This window comes from Prochlorococcus marinus XMU1411 (assembly GCF_017696075.1).
Taxonomy (GTDB): Bacteria; Cyanobacteriota; Cyanobacteriia; order PCC-6307; family Cyanobiaceae; genus Prochlorococcus_A; species Prochlorococcus_A marinus_V.
Map to the genome: position 1 here is coordinate 27,701 of NZ_JAAORI010000004.1, position 20,563 is coordinate 48,263.

A 20,563-nucleotide genomic window follows, 5' to 3' on the forward strand; every position below is an offset into this window, starting at 1 on the left:
ATTATTAGCCTTATCCCATTCAGTATCTAACATCTCTGTAAAGTCTTCCAAGCTTGAAACTCTATAAAAGGAATGAGACTTGTGATCATTGATTTTTACTAAATCATAATCAAGTAAAATTCCATCTCCTTGTTCTTTTACCCACTGTTAAACCGTCTCTTCATAATATTGAAAAGGGCAATAAAAGCAATAAAAATAGTGTTTTTCATCCCTAAATATGATCATAAAAATCTATCTATCAATAACACAAATATCAGAATTAAGTATTTTCTACGTTGTTTTAATTTTAAATACTGTTTTGAATAAGAGAAGCCATAGATATTCTTATGAAAACAACATTTCTGAATTTTATTTATTGGATATTAGTGAAGTCTGCAGAGAGTTACTATGGCGACTCAATGAAAACAGAAGTTCCATATACTCCTTATTTTTAATTTTCAGACACTATTATTTGAGTAAGTAGTTTTGGTTTCACTTATTCCCAAGCTTTCACTTATTCCCAAGCTTTCACTTTCATATCAGCAGTTCCTTGTGATCTTTGCATCCAAGAATATATCTACGCACCATTTTCATTTTTAAATATGCACGTATAAGTTGAAAAATTTCTATTTTAATTTCCTTTATAACCAAAGATTTCATTTAAAGTAAAAAAGTTTACTCAAGCAGTTTATTCCTAATATCTTCTTCTCTATTTGCATTTGAAACTATTTTTTTTTGTTCTTGATTTAATTCTTTTAAGGGTAGTTTAGATATTTTTAAATTACCGTTATTATCCATACTTACTTTACAATTAAAATTACATCCAGAGTCAAGTATTGGGAAATCACTTCTTTGATGTGCACCCCTACTCTCATTTCTTTGGAGTGCCGAAAAAATTGTCGCTTTTGCACTAAAAAGAGAAGATTGCAACTCAAAAATCAAAGCTAGATCTTCGCAATTATATTTATCGATTCTTACGTCAATATCAATAAGTTTATCTTTGATCGTTTCAATTTTTGATAATCCCTCTAAAAGTAATGTTTCGTTTTTAATCACACCGCAATATTTCCACATTATTGATCGCAATTCATTTTGCAGGGGCCTCACTAATTCATTTCCATTTTTAATAAATTTATTAATATTTTCATGAGCAATAGCGATGGCTTTATTTGATCTTAATTGGCGATCAATGTTTTTTGAATATTCTGAAGCTGCAATGCCCGCACGTCTACCAAAAATAATTATTTCTGCTAAAGAATTCCCCCCCAAACGATTTGCTCCATGAAGTCCTCCTGCTACCTCCCCAGCAGCAAAAAGACCCTTTACAGAAGTTGCCAAATTTTTTGGATTTACTAAGATTCCACCCATAGAATAATGGGCAGTCGGGGCAACCTCCATTGGTGATTTTGAAATATCAAGCATTTGTGCCTCAAGAAACTGTCTATAAATGCTTGGCAATTTTTCAACAATGAACTCCTTACTTTTATGGCTTATATCAAGAAAAACACCTCCATTTTCTGTTCCTCTGCCTTCTATTATTTCTGTATAATTAGCAATCGCCACTCTATCTCTTGTTGATAATTCCATCCTTTTCGGATCATACTTTTTCATGAATCTTTCTCCTTTGCTATTTATTAACTTTCCACCCTCACCTCTTACAGCTTCAGTAACCAAAGTGCCTTCAAAATCTTCAGGTAAAACCATCCCAGAAGGGTGGAATTGAACCATTTCCATATCTATTAGTTCACATCCTCCTTTTAGAGCCAAATAATAACCATCGCCTGTATTTTCATTTTTTCTAGATGAGCTTTTTTTCCATAATCTTGTATGCCCTCCTGTACATAAAACAACCGCATCTGCAAAATATACAGTCCTCTCTGAAGATGACATATTAAATGTCATTGCTCCAAAGCAAGTATTTTCTCGAATTAATAATTCAGTGACGTATTGATTATCATAAATAGGAATTTTTAACTCATCTGATTTTTTTAAAAGAGTTTTTAAAATTGACAATCCAGTATAATCTCCTGAATAACAAGTTCTACGATATTTATGGGCACCAAAAAATCTTTGATCTAGTTTGCCATTTTTCAACTTTGCAAAATTTGCTCCCCATTTATCTATTTCTTTTACTAGTGATGGGGATTCTTTAGCCATAATTTCAGCCTTTAAAGGATCCCCAATGCCATACCCCTCTAGATAAGTATCAATAAAATGTTGTTCCCATGAGTCTTCTTTATCTAAATTCCCTAAAGCAGCATTGATCCCTCCTGCTGCTAAGACCGTATGAGCGTCAGTCTTTGGTCTTTTTCCAAGAATACATACATCAAGACCAGATTTTTTTATTTCAATAGCAGATCTTAAACCAGCCCCTCCACAACCAATTACGAGAACATTTGTTATTTGAGTGAGGTGTTCTTTAAAAAGCAATGTTTTTAATTTAGTAATTTAATATTAACTCTTTAGTGTCAGGAAAAATAAGTACTTTGAATCTTTTAGATATGAATATAAGCATTGAATTCATGGACGTTTTTTTGAGTCTTATTTATTATCAAGAAAATACTGCCCGCGACGAAAGCATGCAAACAGCTGACGAGTCTAGTCATATTAAGTTAACTAATAAGTGAATTTTTAATTACTCAAATGTTTTTGAGGAGTTTTCTAGTAAATTATTTAATTCTAATAGTTCTGCTTTGGTAATCTCTCGATATTTGCCTGTTGGTAAGTCTAACTTAATATTCATAATTCTTACACGCTTTAATGATTGCACTCTGTAGCCCAAGGAATCGCACATTCTTCTAATCTGACGGTTAAGTCCTTGAGTAAGTATGATTTTAAATTTTTTTGGACCCAATTTTTGCACGAAACATTTCTTAGTAGTGGAGCCTAATATTTCAACTCCATTACTCATCCTTTGAATAAAGTCTCTACTAATAAAACGATTTACACTTACAATATATTCTTTTTCATGATTGTTTCTTGCCCTAAGTATTTTATTTACGATATCTCCATCATTAGTTAAAAAAATTAATCCCTCACTAAGTTTATCCAATCTCCCAATAGGGAAAATTCTTGTTGGATATTCGATGTAATCTATAATATTGTTGGGTTCAACTCTTGTATCAGTTGTGCAAACAATTCCAATAGGTTTATTAAAGGCTAAATAAATATTTTTTTGTTTCGTTGATTTTTTTACTATTTGGCCTTCAACTTCTACCTGATCACCCACCTCAACCTTAGCGCCCATTTCAGGAATTTCCCCATTTATGGTTACTTTCCCTTCTTTAATAAGTTTATCTGCTTCTCTTCTAGAACAGTAACTCACTTCACTTAAATATTTATTTATTCTTATAGCCATGTTGTCAAAGTTACCCTATTGTTTATCTTAAATTTATTTGCATTCAAAAAAAAAATAATTATATTTATTGAGCAGTTTTGGTTGTAAAAATTTCACTTAAAACAAACTCATTTGATCAGCTTTTTTATTCTTTAAATCTTCTACTAACCATCCATCGGGTTTCCAACTCATCATAATTGGAAACAAACCTTTTAGTTCATCAGCATCTTTTACTTGCTCTGTCCATTGCTCCTCATATCCATTAGGCACAATAACTGGCATGCGGTGATGTAAAGGTTTAACTAGTTCATTTGGTTCAGTTGTTAAAACGCAGCAACTCTCAAGTTCTGCCCCATCTGGTGATGCCCACTTACTCCAAATCCCTCCCAACCAAAAAGTTTCATAATTCGCTTTTCGAACAAGATATTTTTTTTCAAAAAAACCACTTGCAGGTATTAGGCACCTTTTATGTTTCCAACTTCCACTAAATAGTATTTTTTCTTCCACAGTTTCTGATCTTGCATTAAATGGTCTTGGTTTCTTTTCATCAAATGGGTCTTTCGCCCAAGGCGAAATAAAGCCCCATGTCATAAAAGTAGTTTTAATTCTTCCTTCGTTTTTTATTACAAGCACAGGATCATTAGGCCTTATTAGATTTTGAGTCTCATATTTAGAATCAAGTCCATTTGGATAGTCTTGTTTTAAAACCTTTGGCAACTTATCAAATTTAGTTTTCAGCTCAAATCTTCCGCACATTGATTTTTAAAATATTTTTAAAACTCACTTTTGAAAAGCAGCAAATTTTCCTTATTTTAGATCTACTTTCAGTTTTCTCAAGTAAAAAACAATTTTTTGATGGTAGAAAGTTTCTTATATAAATAATTAAAAGATAATTTAGATATTAGAAAGATTCCTCAAATTTAATTTGAATGTTTCAAACTTAAGTTATGACAGATCCAATTCTTTACTTATCTATGTTACTTGGACTTGGAGGAGTTTATGTATTAATCTCCTCTTTCAATGATGATGACGATGGTGATGATGATGGAGAAAAATATATTTATAATCTCGAACACACTAATTTAGCTAGATAATTTAATATGTTTATAAAGCAATATTTTTAAGAAAAAGATGCTTTTAAAAACTGGTTACTATTTAGAAAAAATAATATAGGATTAACGGAATTATTATTTCTTTCAAAATAATTTACAAAAACATTATATTCATTTTTAAATTTAATTGTTGGTCCTCTATCCGTATATTTTTGTGCCTTAAACCGTACATTTTTATTAGTCGGTTGATCAGCATGCTTAGTTAGAACTTAGTTGTTATAGAAATAAATAAAATGCCTTCAACACCGATCAAATCTTGTAATAAATATGTGTTGAGTTACAAAGATTCATCAAATAAGACACATGAAGTTGGCTTCTACGCACGCGATGCATACGATTGCCTAATGCTTGCGAGAGAATTCAACTCTTACGTACACAACAATCCAGGTTCTGTAATCAGAATCCAGCAAAAATTTTGAGGAAATTAATCATGAATTTTAAAAGACAACCATTCGCAATTCAAGATAAAATTGCAAGAGATCTTGATAATGCAAAAGATTATCCAACAAACGCAGATCTAATGAAAGCACAGAAAGTTCAACAAAATGAAGGAAATACAGTTCACCATCGTAGAGATTTAGACTCTCTCGGTTAGTCTACGAGGATGGCGATTTACTAATTTTTAAAAATTAAAGATCATGATGAATGCTATTTGCATCTCAATCATAAGAAAATATTTTCTTCCTCAAGTTTTTTTTTAAGCTCTATAGGCATATATACAATATCTTTCTTTATTGCATTAATGGCATCTCTATACTTTTCAGGTTCAGCTAAAAGCATTTTTATTAAATTGTATTGAATTTCAATTTCTTTAGAAGAAAATTTTCCCATAAAACAGCTACTCCCCTCTTATTTGTGAACAACAGCCAAACATTCAAAAGGTCAACTATTATTAAGATGCTGCTGCAATTTCTTTATGGACGGAAAGAAATTCCTTATCCGTTAAAACTGGTGTAACTTCAATTTCTACTCCAAAATTATCGACCCAGATACTACTCCATTTCCAAATGTTCTGATGGTTTGAAGATTCAACTATTGCCCAACCATTAGCTCCCTCAGGATTTACTACTCGATTAAGAACTTTAAACCCATCAAATTCATCACCTTCGCATCCTCCTTCTACAAAACCCGCAAAAGCTTCGGCCCCTTGCATATGACTCTCTTGATCTGGAAATTGCCAGTGCACTATGTAAGTTTGCATGAATAAAATTACTTTTTTTTAAATTATTAATTATCGAATTTAAAAATTAAATAAAAAGTCTTTAAACACTAATTAAAAACTCATAAACCCAAAGGCAAAAAAACAAAAAAAAAGACTCTTACGAGCCTAGGTGATGGGGACTCCTATAATGACAAATTAAACAGAAACAAACAACCCCATCAATAGGTAATTTTAAATACTTACAAACACCATATGTAGTGCTAAGATTTTAAAAAGGCTGGGTGATGGGGATTATCACGCTTTTTTATTGGGGCAAAGCTAACGCCCTTTTTTTTATGGAAAAATTTACTTTAATCAATAAAGCCAGATCGAGGATTAAAGTATTTGAAACTTTTGAAGATAGTTCTAAGAACTCTTCTATAATTAATGCAATTTTCATATCTTATGATTGTGTTTTTAAGCGATCATGTAAGCCAGTTATGAAAGGCTCTAGAGTTGAATCTATCGAAGAAGAAAGACATAAATATAAAAAACTATTAGAGGAAGGGTGGAAAAAAGCTACAGGTACAATATTTTTTTCTAAAAATGGTGATTAGGTACTTTACCTAAAATTTGACATTATTAAATATTAATTGCTAGATAAGCTTCGGAATTGGTAATTGATAATGAAAAAAGACATTTATTCAAATATTAAAGATTCAGATGCTTTGGAAAGCTTTTTTGAATGTATAACTTCTTGTAGCATAAATAGTGAGGGAGTAGATTGCACAACAGCATGTTACGTAAAACATTTAGAACCATACAATATCGATTATCCTTTAAAATTTTCTTAAGCAAAGCTTATTGATAATTGTTATATTCTATTGATGTTATTTCCTCCTCCTCAAGTTATTTTTGGTCTATTGCTTTTATCTATAGCAGTAGTTCTAATCTGGGATATTAGATACAATCCTTTTGGAGAAGACGAAGACGGAATTTAATCTTCAACTAGGAAGCTGATTTGTAGGTGGTGCGTGAAATTGTCTTTTCTTTCTTTTGAGTCTTTTGTAAGCAACTAAACAGCCTAATAGTAACAATGTAATAGCTATTGAGTTAATCATATCGGGTAGTTTTATATATATAAAAACAAATATGTTCTAAATATCAATGGCTAAAGTTATTTTTTCAAAAGTAGTTAATTATGGACTAAGTTTTAATATTTAGCTTTTTCATTAGGTACCTAAAACAACCAAGAGAAAATACTTATCTGACCAAAAGTCATTGCTATGCAATAAGAATCACTTTTTCTTATTTCTCATTTGATATTGCAGAACAGCTTTTAAATGTTGTACTTCTTTTTCTAAAGTCTCAATTCTTTTTTCTAGTTCTTCATTAGTTGCCATATTTTATAAAGATAAATTCATTCATATTTATACTATTAAAAAAAGACTTTTTACTCATAGTAAATGTTTAATAAGTAATAGAACCTATTGATGTACCTAATCTCTCTAGATAAATTATGCAGAGTATAAATTTAGGGGTAATTTATGAGTGGAGATTATGAGACACTAGAAATAAATCAACCTAAAATTAAATATCTTAAGAAAAGATCCGAAAATAATACAGAATGGTTAGATGAATTAATCAACCAAATTGAAGATATGAAAAACAATATATCCAAATCTGCTTAATGACAGAAAAAGAGTTGAAGGAATTAGAGAAATTTGTAAAAGAAAATGGATACAATGACGAGCTAAAAGATATATATTTAAGGGAAGTTATTGACAGAGATAAAGAATACGAATGAGATCTAATTTTCGACCAAACATTAGACTTGCTACAAACATTCTTTTAGTTATTGGTACTTTTGCAATTGCTTTAAAGATTACTCCAATAGCTAAGGTATATAAGGAAAAAAATTTATGTATTAAATATTTAAAACATCAAATAGATCGAGACAAACTTATCAAAAGACTAAAAATAGTTAAACAAGCAAACCCATCTAGTATTTGTGACTCTATCCTCAAAAGTTAAAAATGCGTATTATTCTTAGAAATTTTAAATTTTTTATTTTTTTATTTTTCCTATCTCTAAATTTCAATAATTATTCTCTTGCACATATGAGGGGTACATTTCTTTCTGAGGAGGAAGCTGAAAAAAGGGCTTTAGAAATTGGTTGCGAAGGAATACATAAGAATCAAGATAAATGGATGCCATGCAAAAACGAAAAAGAATTACATATCTATTTGAGGAAATAGATGGAAAAATTAAAAACAAATCAAAGAAAAATTCACAGAAAAATAACCGCAATTTCAGCAATCCCCTTACTAATTACTATTGTATCTGGGACTATTTATAGTATTCTTCAACCATTAGGAGTAGATGCTTTTTGGTTAATAAAATGGCATACGGGTAATTTTGGCATTATTAATTTGCAACCTTTTTACTCGATATTTCTTGGTATAGCTTCAATAATCTCAATAATATCTGGCGTTAAACTATTACAAAAAAAATCTTAGATATATTCTAAGCCAAGCAAAATCTAACTAATTAATACTATTTGCGCCCCCACTTACTAAGAAAATTATCGCTCCTATTGCCATTGTTGCTACACCCATGTAAGGGTATTTCTTAATTTTTGATTTAGTAATTGGAAGCCATGAAAGGTATCTATCAGATTTATTTAATTCATTTTTTTGTCTAGGTGGCAATCCTAATTCTTCTCTTCTTTTAGCTTCGCCCATAATCTTAAATTTGTTTATGTATCAATATTAAAAATTATGTTCTACACCTGCGAGTTAACTTTATTAAAAACAGAGATTCTTTATAGATAAACAAATTATTTTAAATTTATTTAGCCTTCTTTAAATATAGATTCTTTGTATTTGCCTGATCCGATGTAAATAACAAAATTAAAATAGTTCCAACTAGAAATGAAAAAATCATTGTCAAACCAACAACTTCAACCATTTCACTAGGCAGATAATTTAGAAACATTAATAAATAGATCTCTTATCTTAAACTTAGCAATTGTATTTTTTATGTAAAGTAAGTATTCCTCCTTAAATTTCGAAAAGAACTTTCAGAGACTTTTTAATCTTTATTTATTTTTATTTGCGGGATAAATCTAGTTCTAGCTGATCACAATTTTCTTACTTAGCTATTCCTATTTTCTTAAGCAATTTAAGGTAAGGCAAGGCCCAATTACCAAAGGTAAAAGAGATTGTCGTATTTTTTGTAGTTGGAAATAATGTTTTAGAACGTGTAGAGGCTAATTTAGAAAATATCTTAATAGTCTCTGCTTCTAGGTTATCCATATACAATTTTTTTTGAACACCTCGATCTCTCTTTTGGGGCAAATAATTTTCTATAAACCATAAAACTTGATCTAAATTTGATTTATTGGGTACAGTTTTAATTTGTTTATTTTTCTTTTTAAACATATTTATTTACCTCTTAATTACTGAATTAAATTTGCCATTTATATAATTTAAATCAATAGTAAAAGCATCAAAATTATTTTCTTTTTAATAATCGATAATCAAAAAAAAAATTAATAATTACGTTGTTTTTATAAAAAGAAAAAAAGAGAGGGATAAAACCCCCTCTTAATTGATCAGTTTCAAAAAAGAATTTAATTTTTTGAGTCTTTCAATTTCATTTCTTTTTGTGTTTTCCTGATTCTTTCTTCAAAGACGGATCTTCTGTATGGAGTAACTTCTCCACTTTTAGTTGCCAAAAGTTGAGCTTCATATAGCCTATTGGCTTTTTTGATTTTTTCTCTTATTTGTAAGAGGTTATTCATGGTCTTTTGCAGTTAATGAGAATCCCGTTCCCTAATCCCATTTCATGCGTCCAGAGATATAAACTTGGATGAACGTAAATGAACAATAACATCTTTAAAAAAATTCTGCGAGAGTAATTTTTACTAAATTTTTCTCAAAAAAATAAATATTGAATAGATAGTGTAAATAAGGTTTTAATATTTCCTAAATTAGGATAAGAAAATTGTTTGCGACCCATCATTATTATCCTGAATCACTATTTTTTTATTAGGGAAAATATCTGATAATATTCTTTTCAAATTTGAATTATCTGAATGAATTATATTACTCATATTTTTTGAATTAATTTTCCAATTTTCATCTACAAATAGTTCTTTATCATCGCCTTTTTCATTCTCCAGTGATGTCTTATTTAGAATCTTAAGTAACAGTTCTGAATCATAATCTTTAAATTCTTCAGGGCCCTCTTTAAAATTTTTAATCATTATTTAGAAATCTAATGTTTCTAAATCTTGCATAATAAATTTGAAGAATACAAGGTATTAATTACCTAAAAATTTCTCTTAAGATAAAAAATCCAGATGCAATTAAAATAATTTTCTTTAGAAAATTTAATTCCAAAATAGCTAAAGAATGATATTTAAAAAGATTAATTAATCATTTACACCATTTATTTACTTGTTAGTTTGCAATTAAGGGAATCAGAAAAAGATGCCAAGAGTAATTAACAAAAAAATTAGACTTTTAAGATGGTTAAACTCAGGCATGATACTACCATTTATCATTATGGCTGCATCATCATCAATCATTCTTTATGGTGTTTTATTTATCCTAATAAAATAGTTTTTTAATTTAAGCAGCTAAGTTTTCCTCAGATTTAGACATAATTATTGCAGCTTTTTTTAATAAACTAACTACTTCTTTTCTTCCAACTGCATTATCAGCTTGACGCATTATTTCATAATATTTTTTATTTATTTTCTTCATAAATAGTTTTAATTTAATCTAAAATTACAACACCATATCATGGTGTCAACTGTAAATAATTCTCATATATTATTTCTTTGATTATTTTTGCACAATAAAAATTGCTTATTCATTATCCTTCAAGTTTTTTAATTGATGATGCCAAAAATTCATAAATATCAAAATTAATAATCCTTTTAATTAAGCTATATGGAAGGATTTGAAAACATAAAATAAACCTCCTATTAGGATCAATATCGCAGCTCCATAAAAAAGAAAAGGGATAATTGGATATTTATACAATGTAGTCCTGACTTTTTGTTGTATGGCTTTTTTATCAAGTTGAGGTAACTTTATATCTTTAGTTTTTTCTCTAGGCGGAATACCTAAATTTTTTCTTCTCTTTGCCTCTCCCATAATTAATACTGAGGAATTCCCATACATTTTAAATAATTTTTATCAGCTAAATCTAAAATTTTATTCCATTCTTCATGAGATGTTTCCAAATTATTTTTAAAATCTTTTTCGAATTTAAGAATACATCTTTTTTCTATATTTTCTGGAGAATTATAGTTTCTTAAAAAAGTAAAACTCAAATACGATAATGATGAAAAAACTATAAGTACTTTAGCGATTCTAAAATTATTCATATCTTAGATCCTATTTCCTTATAAATAAATAAATTACTTTATGGTTCTATAATTAATTTAATCTATTTTAAAAAATTATCAAATGATAAATTCGGTAAATTTTAACCATTTGCCTATTCAGGATTTGGTTGTTTCAGGGTTAATAATCTTTATAATGTCGACGATTATTGCCAATATTTATGACCCATTATTGGGAATAACTTATGCATTTGGGAATATACTTACTCTTACTTTTTTGAGTTGGTTATACAAAGAGACTTGGAGTGATCCAAAGAAATAAATCAAATTCAAAAAAGATAAATAAAAAAACTACTTCTGTATTTTTAACTTTGAAGAATACTTTAAATTAACAATGTAAGTTGCAACAAGAGATAGTATCAAAAAAAATAATAAGCTCTCTAGAGTAGATTGAGGCATAACCATAATAAGTACCAAAAATAATACATTTCTACAAAAACGAATTCTGAAGAAAAATCAACCCTTTAATTATTTTTTATTTTGAAATTAATAAATCCCAATCCCAAAAAATGAATGTGCAATAAACAATAAACTAAATAATGTTAAGAAAATTAATCCTATCCAGCTTATTGTTTTTAGAAAAAATCCATATCTATTTTTAATTGGTACTAATTTGCTATTTATAGTATCCATTGCCATCCATGCAAATAACGGTGCAGTTAGAAAACTTCCAGTCATTGCAGCAAATACAAAATCTTTTACTCCTATACCTCCTGACCTTGCAATCAGCAAAGCTATTAATGATGCAAAGATATGTACAATCATCCAAATTTGAAATCTATTGCGCTCTGCTTTGGAATCCAGGTGTCCAAAATCAGTGCCTCTCAATAAACCTTGAATAGCAGAAATACTTCTTGGATATGCATCTAGACAAGTAATTGTAGTACTAAACATTGCAGCAAATGCTGCAGGTATTATGATCCATTTAGCCCAATTGCCGATGGATTTAGTGTAAAGGAGTATTAACTTTTGAGCAAAGGAGACTCCACTTCCGGAAAGCATTCCATCGCCAGTACCATACATTGTTATTGCGCCAAGAGTAAGGAAGAAAATAGCCGTAACAACAGTTATTAAGTAACCGAGATTAAAATCAAATTCTGCTTCACTGATATTTGGCTTATAATTTGAATCTTTCGCTCGAGAAAACATCCATAAAGAAGGCCAAACACATAACTCTACTGGGCAAGGCATCCATCCCATTAAAGGGATCAAAAAAGCTAAATTTGTTAACTTCCATGGACTGATTTCTGGTTCAAAAAAACTCATATTTAAGGGCTCATTTATTGACCCTTTGAACAAAAGCGATAAAACTGCAAATAATGTTAATAAAGTTAGTAGAGATACTAAAAATTTTGAAATTCTATCAAGGGCTTTATATTTACCAAGAATTAATATCATTCCAGAAACAATCAGGATTCCTATCGACAAATCCATGGCTGGAAAACTTGAGAAAAAGGGAATATTAGTTAAAAGGACACCAGAGACAAAACTTACAGCAGCTATTGTGAAAGTACCTGTAATTAGACTAACTATTAGAAATAAAGGAAGATATAAAGAATTCCTCTCTTTAAAACCTTCTAATAATGATTTACCAGTAGAGGCTGTAAATCTAGTCCCAACCAACAAGAATGGATATTTCAAAAGATTAGTAAGAAGGATTAGGCCAACTAATGAAAATCCAAACTTCGCACCAGCAGTAGTGGATGATAATAAATGAGAACCCCCAATTGCCGCTCCAGCTAGGACAATTCCTGGACCTAAACTTTTTTGTATTCCTTTTGTTAAATTCATGTTTTAATCTAATGATTTAATTTACTTTTTGAGCTCTTCTAAATTTATTTTTTAATACTCTTTTTTTAACCCAAAAACACATAATGAATCAAAAATAAAAAGTATAATTAGGAATCCTATTCGAAGTTTCATAAGATATCTCCTTCAAATATGCTTTTATAAGATATTTATTTTGTATTCAACCTCTTTTCTCCATAAAATCCTCAAAAACCTATCTAAAACATCTAATTCTTTTTTTTTAACCTTTTTTAGATTTTTATTATTTTGTTTTTGCATAAATTATTGCTTAAGTATTTCAAATTTAAACTAAGCTAAAAAAAACACAATAAGTAATACTTCTTAAAATTTTTTGTATTTTTTTTTTAATTTGATATGTATTTTTCTGCCCTTCTTAATGCTTTTATTGCTCCTCTGTAATCATGATTTTTTAATTTTTCCTTACTTTTACGTTCCAACATTTGTACTATTTCATTTCTCTTTATTTCATCAATTTTAAGCTTATGATCAAATATAAGATCGAATTTTGAAGAGTACAAACTAGATAATTCTTCTCTATATTTTTCAATAATTTTTTCATCACAAGATTTAGATTTCAATATCTCATTAGCTTTAATTTTGTCTTCTAAAGCTCCTTTAAAATTTCCAATTTTAAATTTCTTTTCACTTGATCGGGTTAGCTTAATAATATTTCCCAATATCAATCGCCCAGAATCTTCCATTTTTATTTTTTTCTAAATTCAAGATAATCTTATCAGCATAAATAAAAAACAACTTAATTTTTTTAATACTTAAATAATTAACCAATAACAAGTCCTTTTTCAAGAAGTAAATCAAAAACCTCCACACTTTTCGTTTTCCCAAATTGGGGGGGCTTATGTAAATCTAATAATTGAGCAAGGCACATAATCCAATAAGTATCTTTTTTTAAATTTAGCCCTTCGCAAACATGGGAGGGGGCCGATTTAAAACAGCCAAAATTTGTAGATATATTAATATTCATGATTTGAGTTTCAAGTTCTAGATTTAAGAGTTCTATTTCTTGCTCAGAAAGAGATGACCCAAGAGAATATGATTCAATTAAAAGTTGGTAATTCATAAAAAGAATTATTTTTTTAAGAAATCCAGCGAGTGATTTTTGTCCCCGCGTAAATATGTCCTGAAGCTTCAACTATAGGTTTTGTTTCAGGATTCATAAAAATATCATATAAAACATTTTCTGGTCCTTGAAAAATTACAGTTGCCCTTTGAGGATCATCTAATGATTTACCAATATAAAATGTTTTAACTCCCATTTCTTTAAACATCGTCTGCTGTTCTTTTGCATTCATATGTGATTCATACTCCTCATAGGTATTACTTAGTTGAAAATCTAAAATAGTCGTTTCAATAGTCATAAGAATAATTAAACTTTTTTAAGTCTAAATCTTTATAAAAAAATTAATCTAAAAAAATTAGTTTTTATTAAGCAAAGTGTTAACTAATTTTCATTTATGAGTTATAAATCAACTATAAAAAACGATTTTGATTTTGGACTCAAAAATTTCTCAGAGAGAACAATGGACTAGTAAGCTAGGATTCATTCTCGCAGCTGCTGGTAGTGCAGTAGGTCTAGGCAACCTTTGGGGTTTTGCTTACAGAGCATCTCAGGGTGGAGGTGCGGCGTTTGTACTTTTATATATATTGATCGTTTTAATTGTATGTCTTCCTGTATTTGTTGCTGAAATGGCTCTAGGGAGAAACGCTATGGCAAGCACATTGCTTGCTCCTGTAAAGCTGGCAGGGAAGAATTGGTATCCATTAGGAATTCTTTTCTTCATAGCTCCTTTAGGAATAGCATCATATTATTCAGTGATAATGGGATGGACTGCAGATACCTTGTTCCATTCTTTATTTTTTGGATTACCAAAGAATTTAACTGAAGCAGAAACCTTCTTTGGCTCGATTAGTAGTGGCAGCAGTGTTTTGTTGGGCCACCTATTAAGTCTTGTACTTACAGCAATAATAGTTTCATCAGGTATAAAAAAAGGTATAGAAAAGGTTACTAGATATTTTATGCCAATCCTTTTCATAATTATTGTGATTCTTGCTATTTGGGCCACTTCACTTTCAGGTGCATGGGAAGGATATAAAACATTTCTACTTAAGTTTGACTTTAATGAATTGAGAAATCCTCAAACAATAAGAAACGCTTTTACACAAGCATTCTTTTCATTAAGCTTGGGGATTGGAATTATGGTTACCTACGCATCCTATTTAAATAAAAAAAGTAATCTTCCAAAACTAAGTGTAGGAGTTGCATCATTAGATACTTTGGTTGGACTAATGGCTGGATTTATAACTTTCCCAATAGTTTTAACATTCGGTTTAAGTGACGCTATTTCTGAATCCACTGTTGGTGCTTTATTTATCTCAATTCCAACAGGTTTAGGTTCATATGGTGCGGCAGGAAGAATTGTAGCTGTTGCATTTTTTGCACTAGCTTATATCGCAGCCATAACTTCATCTGTTTCATTATTGGAGGTTCCAGTTTCCTCTTTAATGGATAAATTCGGCTTTAAAAGAGAAAAATCGGTTTGGTTGATAACTCTATTCTTGTTTTTAGCAGGCATTCCTTCTGCATTAAATTTAAATATTCTTGGAACTGTTGATTCGATTTTTGGTGGCGTATTACTGATCTTTGGTGGATTCTTGGTTACTTTCTTTATGGGATGGGTAGTCCCTGGAAAATTTAATGAAGAACTTAGTGATTCAAAAGTTGGAATCAAAACGACGCGTTATTTGAAATTCATGACAAGATGGATTGCACCCCCAATTATTGGTTTTGGACTATTTATTAGTGTGTTTGATTTGCTGAAAGGCTGGGTTAGTTAAACAATATTTTACTGCGGAACCTTTTTTTAAGTAAATATTAAATTTTAACTTCTATTAAATCTCAAAAATAACGACAGAAAACATCCCTGAAAAAAAATATATAAGATATATCTAGATGTTGAATTTAAAGAAATTACAACGCAATCAACAATAGATTAAAAATTTAATGTCAACCAAGTCCAATTCATTAAAAGAAAAGCTTACGGAAAATTTTTCTGAATTTTCTCAATTATCCGACTATTCTTTTATGAATTCTCTTAAAGCAGATCCTCAATCAACAAAAGATGGAAATGATCATAAGCCGCGTTCAGTATATTCAGGTCATTACGTACCAGTTGTTCCAACTGCTATTCCAGAACCAGAATATATTTCCCATAGCAACAAACTTTTTAAAGAACTAAGGCTAAGCTCAAATCTTACTAAAGACCAGAATTTTTGTCGTTTTTTCTCAGGTGATATTTCTGTTGCTAATTATCCAATGAGTCCTGTTGGTTGGGCAACAGGTTATGCATTATCTATTTACGGGACTGAATATACCCAACAATGTCCCTTTGGCACTGGTAATGGTTATGGCGATGGCAGAGCAATTTCTGTTTTTGAAGGTTTATTCAATGGGAAAAGAATGGAAATGCAACTTAAAGGAGGAGGTCCAACTCCCTACTGTCGTGGAGCAGATGGTAGAGCTGTCTTAAGATCTAGCGTACGAGAATTTCTTGCACAGGAATTAATGGATGCATTAGGAATCCCTACCTCAAGATCTTTAACACTTTATGTCTCACGTTCAGAAATAGTTAGAAGACCGTGGTACTCCAAAGGGTCTAGGTATTTTGAACCTGACATCATGATTGATAATCAAGCGGCAATTACTACGAGAGTTGCTCCATCTTTTTTACGTGTAGGCCAGATTGAACTTTTTGCAAGACGAGTTCGTAATAATGCACATGATGAGGCCCTCAATGAACTAAAGATGATAGTTAAACATCTTATTGATAGAAATTATAAAGATGAAATTGATTATGAGATTTCAATTGAAAGTAAGGTAATAAAACTGGCATCTTTATACAGATCAAGACTGATATCACTTATAGCCAACTGGATGCGAGTCGGTTATTGCCAGGGTAACTTCAATAGTGATAATTGTGCTGCTGGAGGTTATACCTTGGATTATGGCCCCTTTGGATTCTGTGAATTATTTGATCCAAGATTTCAACCATGGACAGGTGGAGGTGAACATTTCTCATTTTTCAACCAACCTTCTGCTGCGGCAATCAACTTTAAAACATTCTGTTCCTCTCTTAGTCCGTTACTTTCAGGAAACAAACAAGATCAAGAAAAGTTAGATCAAATCGAAAAGGATTTTTCAGAATTAATGAACAAAGAGTTGAAGAAAATGTGGGCAAACAAACTTGGTTTAGAACATTACAACGAAACTCTAATAAATGAATTTTTTAATCTCATGGTCATTTCAAAAGCAGACTATACAATTTTGTTCCGTAAACTCTCTGAAATACCTGATAACTTATATTCTTTAAAAGACAGTTTCTATTTTCCAATTGATTATGAGCTCAATAATAGATGGGAAGTATGGCTTAAAAACTGGCAATCAATCTTGAAGAAAGAGGGAAATATTAAAGCGAAATCAGCCTCAATGAAATCCCTTAATCCAGTCTATACTTGGCGCGAATGGATGGTCGTTCCCGCATATGAAGAAGCTGAAAAAGGAAATTACAAAAAAATAAAAGAGTTACAGGATGTCTTTAGCCATCCATATATAGAACAACCCTCAGAAATAGATCAAAAATATAATCGACTAAAGCCAAGCCAATATTTTAATTATGGAGGCGTATCTCACTACAGCTGTTCCTCATAAAAGTTTAGTCCTCATCCAGATTGAATAACTTTGAGAAAAATCTTATTTATTAATGGCCGTAGGAATTCCAACTACTGATACAACTCCCACATGAAGTATAGCCGGCTTCTTCCCAACATTTTTCACATAGTGGGGTCCCCCATTATTACTCTCTATAAATGCATCACCCGCTTTAAAGAAATTAATTTCTTCACCCCTCACATGCTTTAATCTTCCTCTGGTGACATGAATCAACATTGGGGAAGGATGAGTATGAATTGGAGTTTTCAAGCCAACCGGAATTTTTACTTTTAAGAGTCTTAATTCAGGCTTACCCTCGAGATAATTAAAATTTTTACCACTAAGCCCTTTTGAACTTTGAATAAGGGGTATAACTTCAATCTTTTCTTCAGCAAAAGAAGTTTCTGGTAAAGCTAAAGTCCCAATAAAAAGAAAGCAAAATGGAATAATTTTTTTTAATTTCATTAGATATTTGATTTTCACTAATAATAGGTATTTTGCAAAAAAAATAACTAATTTATTTTTTATATAACTTTTCTAATTGCTTGATTTCCTCTCTTAAATCCTTACCTCTATTATTTAATTTATTATTCTTAATAACTATTGGGATAATCCACCAAGCTTGAATACCTAAAAAGATAAATAGTAGGATCAATAATTCAAAAGTACCAGGCTGCATTTGATAAATAACCCTTATTTGTTAATAACATTATTCTAAAAGTTATTAAACATTCATGAGATATTCAATATTTCTAGGCTGCCTCTAATTCAATGTTAAGTTCAATTCCCTTTGAAATAATTGCTTGTTTAAATTCAATAAGTTTGGAAATTATTCTTTGCTTCTCAGGATCAGTTTTATGGATATCATCTACAACTTCCTGCATTGCAAGTGTTACTTTTTGTAGTTTGATTTCTAGATCTTCCCTGTAATTCATAAGCTTAAAGAAATTATCTTATTTATTAAAAAACAAAATAATTATTAGTAAATAAGTACTTAACCTTAAAAGGATTGACAGCAAAACAAGGAGGATATATTTTATAGTACAAATATACTAATAATCAACCAGTCAATTAAAGGTAAAGTATGGAGCCTAAGTACTCATTTGGTTGTAGCACGAGCAAACCCAACGGATGCCTACTAAATCCCGAAGGCAGCAGAATTATCTTTTTCGAAGAATGCAAAAATTCTCCTATAACTAATTCAAAAATTCATGCTCATCTTTTCTATACAAATCACCTTGGCGAACCTGGAGGGTACAAATCCTCTGAAAAACTCAACATAGACTCAGCCTGGGAAAAGTGGAACGAACTTCACCAAAAAGGGTGGACAGAAGTATCGCACAATTACGGATAAGGGATCCGGACAAGAAAAAGCCTTTATGTTTTTATAAGCTTAAGAGTTTCCTAAAATATGGAATTCGGTGTCAAAAATAAATAATCAATATTTATTGACATTTGTATATGAGAAAACATTAAATTGTCTAAAATCTTATAAAAGTAAATAAATAAAAATTAATATGCAATATTATTTAAATGATAAAAAATTAAATAAGATTGAAAAGCAAAAGGCGGAGAAAGATGGTCTGAAAATTTTTGAAGAATTAGATGATTATGCTCTTAAAGGCTGGGAAGAGATGGATGAAGTAGATTTGCAAATGCGCTTAAAGTGGTATGGCCTTTTTTGGAGACCAAAAACTCCTGGAAGATTTATGATGAGGCTTAGAGTTCCCAATGGAATTTTAAACTCTAATCAGTTGAGAGTAATCGCTTCAATAGTTGCTAGATACGGAGAAGACGGTTCTGCAGATATAACAACTAGGCAAAATATTCAATTAAGGGGGGTTTTGATAAATGATCTACCAGATATTATTAAAAGACTTAGAGAGGTTGATATCACATCCGTTCAGTCTGGAATGGATAATCCAAGAAATGTTACTGGCAATCCACTAGCGGGAATTGATCCTGAAGAAATTATTGATACAAGAAAATATACTTCTGAATTAGAAGATTACTTAACAAATTCTGGTAATGGTAACCCCGAATTCTCCAATTTACCGAGGAAGTGGAATACTGCAGTTGCTGGAGCAAAAGATAATTTTCTTCTACATAATGATCTTATCTTTCATCCTGTTTTTAAAAATGGAATATTAGGCTTTGGTGTTTGGGTTGGAGGAATTTTATCAGCAACTTTAAATGCTTATGCTATACCTCTAGATGTCTGGGTAGAAGAAAAAGATATATGTAAAATAACTGGAATTATTACTTCCCTTTGGCGAGATAATGGAGATAGATTTCTAAGAAATAAAGGAAGATTTAGATATTATTTAAACTCTATAGGTATTGAAAAATTTAGAGAACTTGTAGAAGAAAAATTTGGAACTTTGTCGAACGATCCAGGCTCAATTTTCAATGAAAAACAAAGAAGTTTATTTGGGATTAATAAACAAAAACAAAACAATCTTTACTTTGCTGGATTACATATTCCTGTAGGAAGATTATGTGTAGAAGATATACAAGAAATTGCAAGATTAAGTGAAAAATATGGCCAAAGTGAAGTAAGACTAACCGAAGATCAAAATCTAATTATTGTTGGCCTGAAAGATAGCATTTTAGAAGAATTTGGTAATGAAGAAATTATTAATAAATTCAAATTAAATCCATCCCATTTTTCAGCGAGTACCGTTTCATGTACAGGGAGTAGTTATTGTAGCTTTGCTCTTGCAAATACCAAAGATATAGCAAGGAATATTTCTGAAAAATTAGATCGAGAACTTGAATTATCAGAGGAGGTTAAAATCCATTGGACAGGATGTCCAAATAATTGTGGGCAAGCTCATATGGGTGGTATTGGCATGACCGGCACAAAGGTAAAAAAAGAGGGAGGTGGAACTGAGGATGGATATAATGTCAGTATTGGAGGCAGACAAGATCACCTGCAAACTTTAGGTGAAACCGAATTTAAAAAAGTTAGTAAACATGAAATTTATAATTTAATCAAAGAAATTTTAATCAACAAATTTAATGCAAAGTTAAAAACCTAAAA

32 protein-coding genes are annotated in these 20,563 nt (G+C 30.3%); 13 read left to right on the forward strand and 19 right to left on the reverse strand.

Going from position 1 to position 20,563, the window contains the following annotated elements; genetic code table 11:
- Window positions 1-654: 654 nt before the first annotated feature.
- From HA145_RS06220 to HA145_RS06230, 3 genes are all read right to left on the reverse strand, one after another.
- Window positions 655-2,409 carry an FAD-dependent oxidoreductase gene (locus HA145_RS06220; RefSeq protein WP_209128355.1) on the reverse strand — a complete coding sequence of 585 codons (1,755 nt, stop codon included), beginning with the start codon at window positions 2,407-2,409 and terminating at the stop codon, window positions 655-657.
- 205 nt (window positions 2,410-2,614) lie between these two features.
- The gene (locus HA145_RS06225) at window positions 2,615-3,337 is read right to left on the reverse strand and encodes a pseudouridine synthase (RefSeq protein ID WP_209128356.1); all 723 of its coding nucleotides are present in this window, start codon (window positions 3,335-3,337) and stop codon (window positions 2,615-2,617) included.
- A 96-nt stretch (window positions 3,338-3,433) separates the two neighbouring features.
- Complete coding sequence (locus HA145_RS06230; protein WP_209128357.1) at window positions 3,434-4,072, reverse strand: SOS response-associated peptidase; 639 nt, start codon at window positions 4,070-4,072, stop codon at window positions 3,434-3,436.
- 191 nt (window positions 4,073-4,263) lie between these two features.
- Here HA145_RS06230 and HA145_RS06235 point away from each other — a divergent pair, with 191 nt between their 5' ends.
- The 3 genes from HA145_RS06235 (at window position 4,264) to HA145_RS06245 (ending at window position 5,023) form a co-directional block, all read left to right on the forward strand.
- Window positions 4,264-4,410, forward strand: a complete 147-nt coding sequence (locus HA145_RS06235) for a hypothetical protein (RefSeq protein WP_209128358.1) — start codon at window positions 4,264-4,266, stop codon at window positions 4,408-4,410.
- A gap of 251 nt (window positions 4,411-4,661) precedes the next feature.
- Window positions 4,662-4,847, forward strand: coding sequence for a hypothetical protein (locus HA145_RS06240; protein ID WP_209128359.1), 186 nt, complete (start codon window positions 4,662-4,664; stop codon window positions 4,845-4,847).
- Window positions 4,848-4,858: 11 nt separating this feature from the next.
- Window positions 4,859-5,023, forward strand: a complete 165-nt coding sequence (locus tag HA145_RS06245) for a hypothetical protein (protein ID WP_209128360.1) — start codon at window positions 4,859-4,861, stop codon at window positions 5,021-5,023.
- 68 nt (window positions 5,024-5,091) lie between these two features.
- Here the strand turns inward: HA145_RS06245 and HA145_RS06250 are convergent, their stop codons facing one another.
- Window positions 5,092-5,259, reverse strand: a complete 168-nt coding sequence (locus tag HA145_RS06250) for a chorismate-binding protein (RefSeq protein WP_209128361.1) — start codon at window positions 5,257-5,259, stop codon at window positions 5,092-5,094.
- A 61-nt stretch (window positions 5,260-5,320) separates the two neighbouring features.
- A complete protein-coding gene (locus tag HA145_RS06255; protein WP_209128362.1) occupies window positions 5,321-5,629 on the reverse strand; it encodes a DUF3303 domain-containing protein in 309 nt (102 codons plus the stop codon).
- A 296-nt stretch (window positions 5,630-5,925) separates the two neighbouring features.
- Between HA145_RS06255 and HA145_RS06260 the strand changes: the two genes are divergently transcribed.
- The 5 genes from HA145_RS06260 (at window position 5,926) to HA145_RS06280 (ending at window position 8,088) form a co-directional block, all read left to right on the forward strand.
- A complete protein-coding gene (locus HA145_RS06260; RefSeq protein ID WP_209128363.1) occupies window positions 5,926-6,186 on the forward strand; it encodes a DUF1651 domain-containing protein in 261 nt (86 codons plus the stop codon).
- Window positions 6,187-7,116: 930 nt separating this feature from the next.
- On the forward strand, window positions 7,117-7,260 hold the full coding sequence (locus tag HA145_RS06265) for a hypothetical protein (protein WP_209128364.1): 144 nt from the start codon (window positions 7,117-7,119) through the stop codon (window positions 7,258-7,260).
- Window positions 7,261-7,372: 112 nt separating this feature from the next.
- A complete protein-coding gene (locus tag HA145_RS06270) occupies window positions 7,373-7,603 on the forward strand; it encodes a hypothetical protein (RefSeq protein ID WP_025933759.1) in 231 nt (76 codons plus the stop codon).
- A gap of 2 nt (window positions 7,604-7,605) precedes the next feature.
- On the forward strand, window positions 7,606-7,827 hold the full coding sequence (locus HA145_RS09575; protein ID WP_245151819.1) for a DUF3721 domain-containing protein: 222 nt from the start codon (window positions 7,606-7,608) through the stop codon (window positions 7,825-7,827).
- Entirely contained in the window at window positions 7,828-8,088 is a 261-nt protein-coding gene (locus tag HA145_RS06280) for a hypothetical protein (protein WP_025979844.1), read from the forward strand. It abuts the gene before it with no gap.
- 27 nt (window positions 8,089-8,115) lie between these two features.
- Here HA145_RS06280 and HA145_RS06285 read toward each other — a convergent pair whose 3' ends face one another.
- The 7 genes from HA145_RS06285 to HA145_RS06310 form a co-directional block, all read right to left on the reverse strand.
- On the reverse strand, window positions 8,116-8,313 hold the full coding sequence (locus tag HA145_RS06285) for a DUF2839 family protein (protein WP_209128365.1): 198 nt from the start codon (window positions 8,311-8,313) through the stop codon (window positions 8,116-8,118).
- Window positions 8,314-8,721: 408 nt separating this feature from the next.
- Window positions 8,722-9,012: a hypothetical protein gene (locus tag HA145_RS06290; RefSeq protein WP_209128366.1), complete on the reverse strand. Its 291-nt coding sequence runs from the start codon at window positions 9,010-9,012 to the stop codon at window positions 8,722-8,724.
- Window positions 9,013-9,203: 191 nt separating this feature from the next.
- Complete coding sequence (locus HA145_RS06295) at window positions 9,204-9,374, reverse strand: hypothetical protein (protein WP_209128367.1); 171 nt, start codon at window positions 9,372-9,374, stop codon at window positions 9,204-9,206.
- 189 nt (window positions 9,375-9,563) lie between these two features.
- On the reverse strand, window positions 9,564-9,839 hold the full coding sequence (locus HA145_RS06300) for a hypothetical protein (protein WP_032516569.1): 276 nt from the start codon (window positions 9,837-9,839) through the stop codon (window positions 9,564-9,566).
- Between the two features lie 367 nt (window positions 9,840-10,206).
- The gene (locus tag HA145_RS09625; protein ID WP_257469985.1) at window positions 10,207-10,341 is read right to left on the reverse strand and encodes a hypothetical protein; all 135 of its coding nucleotides are present in this window, start codon (window positions 10,339-10,341) and stop codon (window positions 10,207-10,209) included.
- 180 nt (window positions 10,342-10,521) lie between these two features.
- A complete protein-coding gene (locus HA145_RS06305; RefSeq protein ID WP_209128368.1) occupies window positions 10,522-10,737 on the reverse strand; it encodes a DUF2839 family protein in 216 nt (71 codons plus the stop codon).
- 2 nt (window positions 10,738-10,739) lie between these two features.
- Window positions 10,740-10,970, reverse strand: coding sequence for a hypothetical protein (locus HA145_RS06310; RefSeq protein WP_209128369.1), 231 nt, complete (start codon window positions 10,968-10,970; stop codon window positions 10,740-10,742).
- 154 nt (window positions 10,971-11,124) lie between these two features.
- Here HA145_RS06310 and HA145_RS09630 point away from each other — a divergent pair, with 154 nt between their 5' ends.
- On the forward strand, window positions 11,125-11,250 hold the full coding sequence (locus HA145_RS09630) for a hypothetical protein (RefSeq protein ID WP_011863239.1): 126 nt from the start codon (window positions 11,125-11,127) through the stop codon (window positions 11,248-11,250).
- A gap of 224 nt (window positions 11,251-11,474) precedes the next feature.
- Here HA145_RS09630 and HA145_RS06320 read toward each other — a convergent pair whose 3' ends face one another.
- The 4 genes from HA145_RS06320 to HA145_RS06335 all read right to left on the reverse strand — a co-directional run bounded on the left by HA145_RS06320 (window position 11,475) and on the right by HA145_RS06335 (window position 14,173).
- Complete coding sequence (locus HA145_RS06320; protein WP_209128370.1) at window positions 11,475-12,779, reverse strand: NRAMP family divalent metal transporter; 1,305 nt, start codon at window positions 12,777-12,779, stop codon at window positions 11,475-11,477.
- Between the two features lie 362 nt (window positions 12,780-13,141).
- Window positions 13,142-13,498, reverse strand: coding sequence for a hypothetical protein (locus HA145_RS06325; protein WP_209128371.1), 357 nt, complete (start codon window positions 13,496-13,498; stop codon window positions 13,142-13,144).
- A gap of 77 nt (window positions 13,499-13,575) precedes the next feature.
- Entirely contained in the window at window positions 13,576-13,875 is a 300-nt protein-coding gene (locus HA145_RS06330) for a hypothetical protein (RefSeq protein ID WP_209128372.1), read from the reverse strand.
- A 16-nt stretch (window positions 13,876-13,891) separates the two neighbouring features.
- Window positions 13,892-14,173 (reverse strand): DUF3764 family protein, encoded by a 282-nt coding sequence (locus HA145_RS06335; RefSeq protein ID WP_209128373.1) that lies wholly within the window; start codon window positions 14,171-14,173, stop codon window positions 13,892-13,894.
- A gap of 133 nt (window positions 14,174-14,306) precedes the next feature.
- Between HA145_RS06335 and HA145_RS06340 the strand changes: the two genes are divergently transcribed.
- Together HA145_RS06340 and HA145_RS06345 are read left to right on the forward strand one after the other, a co-directional pair.
- A complete protein-coding gene (locus tag HA145_RS06340; protein WP_077142384.1) occupies window positions 14,307-15,650 on the forward strand; it encodes a sodium-dependent transporter in 1,344 nt (447 codons plus the stop codon).
- Between the two features lie 166 nt (window positions 15,651-15,816).
- Window positions 15,817-17,520 carry a protein adenylyltransferase SelO family protein gene (locus HA145_RS06345; RefSeq protein WP_209128374.1) on the forward strand — a complete coding sequence of 568 codons (1,704 nt, stop codon included), beginning with the start codon at window positions 15,817-15,819 and terminating at the stop codon, window positions 17,518-17,520.
- Window positions 17,521-17,562: 42 nt separating this feature from the next.
- Here the strand turns inward: HA145_RS06345 and HA145_RS06350 are convergent, their stop codons facing one another.
- The 3 genes from HA145_RS06350 to HA145_RS06360 form a co-directional block, all read right to left on the reverse strand.
- The gene (locus HA145_RS06350) at window positions 17,563-17,985 is read right to left on the reverse strand and encodes a cupin domain-containing protein (protein WP_209128375.1); all 423 of its coding nucleotides are present in this window, start codon (window positions 17,983-17,985) and stop codon (window positions 17,563-17,565) included.
- 52 nt (window positions 17,986-18,037) lie between these two features.
- Window positions 18,038-18,199, reverse strand: a complete 162-nt coding sequence (locus tag HA145_RS06355; protein ID WP_209128376.1) for a hypothetical protein — start codon at window positions 18,197-18,199, stop codon at window positions 18,038-18,040.
- A 73-nt stretch (window positions 18,200-18,272) separates the two neighbouring features.
- A complete protein-coding gene (locus HA145_RS06360) occupies window positions 18,273-18,455 on the reverse strand; it encodes a hypothetical protein (RefSeq protein ID WP_209128377.1) in 183 nt (60 codons plus the stop codon).
- A gap of 149 nt (window positions 18,456-18,604) precedes the next feature.
- Between HA145_RS06360 and HA145_RS06365 the strand changes: the two genes are divergently transcribed.
- Together HA145_RS06365 and HA145_RS06370 are read left to right on the forward strand one after the other, a co-directional pair.
- Entirely contained in the window at window positions 18,605-18,874 is a 270-nt protein-coding gene (locus HA145_RS06365) for a DUF1651 domain-containing protein (RefSeq protein ID WP_209128378.1), read from the forward strand.
- A 163-nt stretch (window positions 18,875-19,037) separates the two neighbouring features.
- Window positions 19,038-20,561: a ferredoxin--nitrite reductase gene (locus HA145_RS06370; RefSeq protein WP_209128379.1), complete on the forward strand. Its 1,524-nt coding sequence runs from the start codon at window positions 19,038-19,040 to the stop codon at window positions 20,559-20,561.
- Window positions 20,562-20,563 lie beyond the last annotated feature (2 nt).